Source organism: Mesorhizobium sp. M2A.F.Ca.ET.037.01.1.1 (assembly GCF_003998075.1).
GTDB lineage: Bacteria > Pseudomonadota > Alphaproteobacteria > Rhizobiales > Rhizobiaceae > Mesorhizobium.
The window spans coordinates 1-4,502 of sequence record NZ_RZSA01000550.1; the positions used below are offsets into that span (position 1 = coordinate 1).

General features: G+C 63.3%; 6 protein-coding genes and 1 pseudogene. 4 read left to right on the forward strand and 3 right to left on the reverse strand.

Going from position 1 to position 4,502, the window contains the following annotated elements; translation table 11 throughout:
* Positions 1-272: pseudogene (locus EOA27_RS23805) on the forward strand (metallophosphatase); the annotation flags it as partial.
* 81 nt (positions 273-353) lie between these two features.
* Positions 354-1,325, forward strand: a complete 972-nt coding sequence (locus EOA27_RS23810; protein ID WP_127257392.1) for a DUF3137 domain-containing protein — start codon at positions 354-356, stop codon at positions 1,323-1,325.
* Between the two features lie 2 nt (positions 1,326-1,327).
* Here the strand turns inward: EOA27_RS23810 and EOA27_RS23815 are convergent, their stop codons facing one another.
* Positions 1,328-1,822 carry a DUF2314 domain-containing protein gene (locus EOA27_RS23815; RefSeq protein WP_126081686.1) on the reverse strand — a complete coding sequence of 165 codons (495 nt, stop codon included), beginning with the start codon at positions 1,820-1,822 and terminating at the stop codon, positions 1,328-1,330.
* A 141-nt stretch (positions 1,823-1,963) separates the two neighbouring features.
* On the opposite strand from EOA27_RS23815, the gene EOA27_RS23820 reads away from it, so the two are divergent.
* Positions 1,964-2,578 carry a hypothetical protein gene (locus tag EOA27_RS23820; RefSeq protein ID WP_126081687.1) on the forward strand — a complete coding sequence of 205 codons (615 nt, stop codon included), beginning with the start codon at positions 1,964-1,966 and terminating at the stop codon, positions 2,576-2,578.
* Positions 2,579-2,625: 47 nt separating this feature from the next.
* Here the strand turns inward: EOA27_RS23820 and EOA27_RS23825 are convergent, their stop codons facing one another.
* Complete coding sequence (locus EOA27_RS23825) at positions 2,626-3,141, reverse strand: hypothetical protein (protein ID WP_042646161.1); 516 nt, start codon at positions 3,139-3,141, stop codon at positions 2,626-2,628.
* A 205-nt stretch (positions 3,142-3,346) separates the two neighbouring features.
* On the reverse strand, positions 3,347-3,499 hold the full coding sequence (locus tag EOA27_RS40885; protein WP_189562097.1) for a hypothetical protein: 153 nt from the start codon (positions 3,497-3,499) through the stop codon (positions 3,347-3,349).
* Between the two features lie 457 nt (positions 3,500-3,956).
* Here EOA27_RS40885 and EOA27_RS23830 point away from each other — a divergent pair.
* Positions 3,957-4,502: diacylglycerol kinase family protein (locus EOA27_RS23830; protein WP_281059475.1), on the forward strand; the 546-nt coding region annotated here is incomplete at its 3' end.

Genomic DNA, 4,502 nt, shown 5'->3' on the forward strand with positions numbered 1-4,502 from the left:
GTCGCGGGGTCACCGCTTATGGGCTCGGCGATTTCCTCGGCACTGCCTTGGCCAGCACGCCATGGCCCGCACGCATCGGCTCGATATTCGTGGTCGACGTCAGCGCCGATCCGGCCACGCACGGTAGGATCGCCGCCTACCGGCAGCATTTCTTCATGCGACTGCGAGCAGGCAACCACGAGCGGCTGGTGCCGGTGGAGGCTCTGGGCGGCGCGCTCAAGCGGCGGGTTGCGGCCCGGCTGCAGGCGATTTTTCCTGCTCCCGGGGACTAGTCGCCGATCACCGCGGGCACAGGCGACTTTCGCGCAAAAGCCGCTATCATAAGCCGATCTTAGCGCCGACCGGGGATGGCCATGGAAGCAGCGGATTTCATGCCGAACGAGGCGGTGATCGCGGGCATCAGGCGCGGCATCGAGGAGTATGAGGCGAAACGGGCGTCGGCCCAGAGACAGGTCCGCTGGCGGGGACCGGTGTTCGTCGGCCTGGTCGCCGTCTTCGTCGCGCTGATAGCCTGGCTGTTCAACGCCGCCGCCGATCCGCACGAGCAATGGCTCTCGACGCCGCATGTCTTTCTCTATCTCGGCGGCATGATCGTCGCGGTGCTGCTCTATTTCCAGGCGCTGAGGCCGGCGACCCGGCTGCAGCAGTCCTTCCGCGATACGCTGCTGCCGATGATCTTCGGCTTCGTGCGTGATGTGCGCTATCAGCATGGCGTGCGGCCGAACTCCTTCGACAGGATGCCGCGCGAAACCGTCGCCGCTTTCAACCGGCAGAGCTTCGACGACGTCATTTCCGGGCGTTATGAGGATTTTCCCTTCGAGCTCTACGAGGCGAAGCTCTGGGAAGGCTCCGCCAAAAGCGAGACGACCGCCTTCAAGGGCGTCATTGTCGCCTTTGAGACCATCGAGCCGTTCCCGGGAACGCTGGTCGCGGCGCGCAAGGCCGGCAAGGTGGCGCATTTCTTCCGCGGCATGTTCGCCTCCAAGATGCAGGAGCTGTCATCCGGCGTCGAAGACCTCGATGACACCTATGAATTCCGCACCGACAATGTCGAGGCGGCGCGGCCTCTGGTGACCGGCCGGATGGCGCAGGCGCTGACCTGGCTGCGCGAGACATGGCCCTACGACCAGGCACGGGTGGCGCTCAGCGACAGCGACGGCTTTCTGCTGATGCCGCGATCGAAGAACTTCTTCGAGCTGCCGGATATTGCACAGCCGATCGACTACAACATTCATATCGCGCCGATGATCGCCGATCTCGGCGCCATGCTGGCCACCGCTGCGCTGGTGCGCAAGATCGGCGCGAGAGACGAAGCGCTGGATTAAGCTCAGCAGTCGAAGCCGAACCTGGTGCGCATGTCGTCGGCTTCTTCCTTCGACATCCTTTTGAACATCACGCAGGCGGTGAAGCTGCCGACCTGATGGCCGTTCCTGGTGTAGCCCCAGTCGGAAATATCGTCCCTGGTGAATTCGATGTTCTGGCCGAGCACGACGTTATGCACCTCGGCGGGCTGGTTCGACAGGATTCCGACAAATCCGGCTTCGGTGCGGCGAAAGGGCACGACCCAGAAATGCTCGGTGATATTGCCGTCCTTTACCTTCACCTTCAGCTTGAAGCGCGACGTGCCGGCCGGAGGGCTATCGGCGAGCGCGAGGAACTCGTCGAGGCTGGAAAGCGCCTGCTTTGTCGCGGCTGCCATTTCCGGATCGCCCGGAGCGAATATAGTCACGCGGTCGTCATTCGGATCGGTAGCCTGCGCGTCGGCCGTCGCCGGCGCCAATAGACAGACAAGACACAACGCGGCGCGAACAACCAAGGTCATCGAAGGGCCCCCCATTTTCGAAAGGCCGCTATCTTTCCGCATCGCGGGGATGTGATCAACCGGGTGTTGCAAAGTGACCCACGCCAACCGTCATCAAAAAATGATAAGCGCTACGTCGGAACCGCGCGGAGAGGACACGACATGCGACTGAGACTGGCGGCTGGGGCGTTCGGCGCGATCATGCTTTGCGCCGGGGCTGCCCGTGCCGAGGACCCGAAGGCCTTCAAGCTAACCATCGACGGCGTGACCGTCGACATCGATCCTGGCGAGGATATCGATGTGAAGCTCGGCAACGGCAAGACCAGCAAGGTGAGGCTCGAGCACAATGACTTCGCCACCTTCTCCGGCGGCACATTCTCCTTCGTGCATCCCAGCAATTATTCGGTCACCAAGACCGATCTCGGCGACGGCATCGCCCAGTACCTCATGGCTTCGGCACTCGGCACCCTCGTCGTGGTGCAGAAGTATGACAAGATGAACCCGGTCTCCCTCAACCAGCTGATGCTGCAGGAGATGACCAGGGAGACGGTCCAGGCAGGCGGGCAGCTGACACAGCAGCCGACGACCCGCAAACTCGCCGACGGCAAGGAGCTGACAGGCCTCAAGGCCACTGTGAAGACGCGCACCGACAGGGCGGATTTCGAGATCGTCGGCTTCGGCATAGCCGATCAGGGGCTGCTCTTCATCACGCGCATCGGCGAAACCGAACAGCCGCTGATCGACAAATTCTGGGAGACTCTCAAGGTCAAGCTGTAAGGCGTGCCGATATTCAGGTGAGGCGGCTTGACCTGAATTGGATGGGCTTACAGCCCAGTCAATCCGGCCAACCAGCTTGCCGAGCGCTTCGCCGCGTCCACCGTCGCGCCGGCGGCGCGGCTGAGATCGGTCTTGACCACGGCATAGCCTGCCTTGGTGCGGTAAAGCACGGCGCGGCCGCCATCGACCGACCCATCGAAGGCGACAGGCTTCGCGGCTTCCGTTTCGCTGGCCGTCACGGTTCCGCCCACTGGAACGCTTGGGCGATGGTCGAGCTCGGGCGGCAGCGGGGCGATGGTTTCGACCACGCGGTTCCTGGGCTTCAGATCCGGCCTGGAGGCTTTCGCGGCAAGCTCGGAGGAAGAGGCCGAGCCCTTGACGCGGCAGATGCCTGAAACCAGCGGATAGTTGAAATTGCGCTGGTGCAGCATCTGGCTCTTCATCGCCGCTTCGCAGTCGGCGATCGTCGCCCATTTGGCCGGCGTCTCGCCGATATATTCGCAGAGCTTCGCGTCGCAGTCGCAGCCGACAATGGTCATTGCGACAAGGGCGGTCTTGATCACGGTCTTGTCCCTTCGAAATCGCTCCCATTCCCCACTTGCATCAATCCATGCCGAACAAGGCGGGATTTGGCCGCGATTGTGAAAATGTGGATGACGGGAGGTTTCGGAAGATTGCTCAGGTGGCGACTGTGACCAAAATGCCTCAGGCAGGCTTGGCTAGCCCAAAAAGACAGTCGGCGCTGGGATTTCTCCCAGCGCCTCCCTGTCAGATCAGGAACCGGTTGAGGCAGCAACTTCCGTAAAGTCGTCGCGCCAGGCCGGCCTTGATTTTGACGGTCCTGCCAGTCGCCGCCCGAAGGCAGCGCCCGTTCCAGACCACGCCGATCTCCACCCTTACGGGCTTCGCCCAGCGTGCCATCGAAGGTTTTTCCCGGCCTTCATGGCAGCATCGGTCCGCCGTCGGCGTTGGCACGCTTTCCGCGGCACCCGTAGGTCTCGGCATCCGTCCCTCCAACAGGCGAACCTGCTCTCGTTCTGGGCCGTACGGGCCTCAGGAAATCCGCCTTGCGCTTTTGCCTTTCGGCTGGGGCGTTCAGTGGCCGCCTGAGATGGGTTGAATGTACGCCGGGTAAGCGGATTGCGGAATGCCCACTCGCCTGTGGATAGCGGGATTATCGGGGACCGAGGGCAAAAGCCTCGGAATTCGGCGGCCGAACCCTGCCCCGCTTTTTTAGCGACCTTCGATATTGGAGCCTTGTCGCGCCGCCCGGTCCGCGTTTGAATGTCGGCAAAAGAGTTTGGGTCGGCAAAAGACTTCGGGCGCCAGCGCGGACTCCGCCGCGCATTTCGCGCGATGTGCCTCGGGGGAGGTCGGATTGAAGGTCGGGGTGGTTCTCAATCCGATTGCTGGAGGCGGCAGGCTCAAGCGGCACTGGGCGGAGGTGGCGGCATCGCTCAAGACAAATTTCGGCGATTTCGACCTGCGCGAGACGCAAGCCGCCGGCGACGCCGAGCGGCTGGCGATCGACCTCGCCGCCGGCGGATGCGACCTGGTGATCGCGGCCGGCGGCGACGGCACCGCCAGCGAAGTGGCCGACGGGCTGCTGCAGGCGCAGGACGAGATCGGAAGGACGAGCGAGCTCGGGCTTTTGCCCTGCGGTACCGGCATCGACTTCGCGCGTGGGCTCGGCATGCCGCGCGGCATCGATGCCACGCTGAAACGGATCGCTGATACCAAGGCGCGAAAAGTCGACGCCGGGCGGGTCTGCTACATCGACGATCATGGCAAGCTGGCCAGCCGCCACTTCATCAACATCGCCAGCCTTGGTCTGTCGGGGGCGACGGACCGCGCGGTCAATGCCGACAAGCGCAAGGGCAGGGTCTCGTCCAAGGCGCTGTTCTTCTGGCGCACGGTGCTGGAG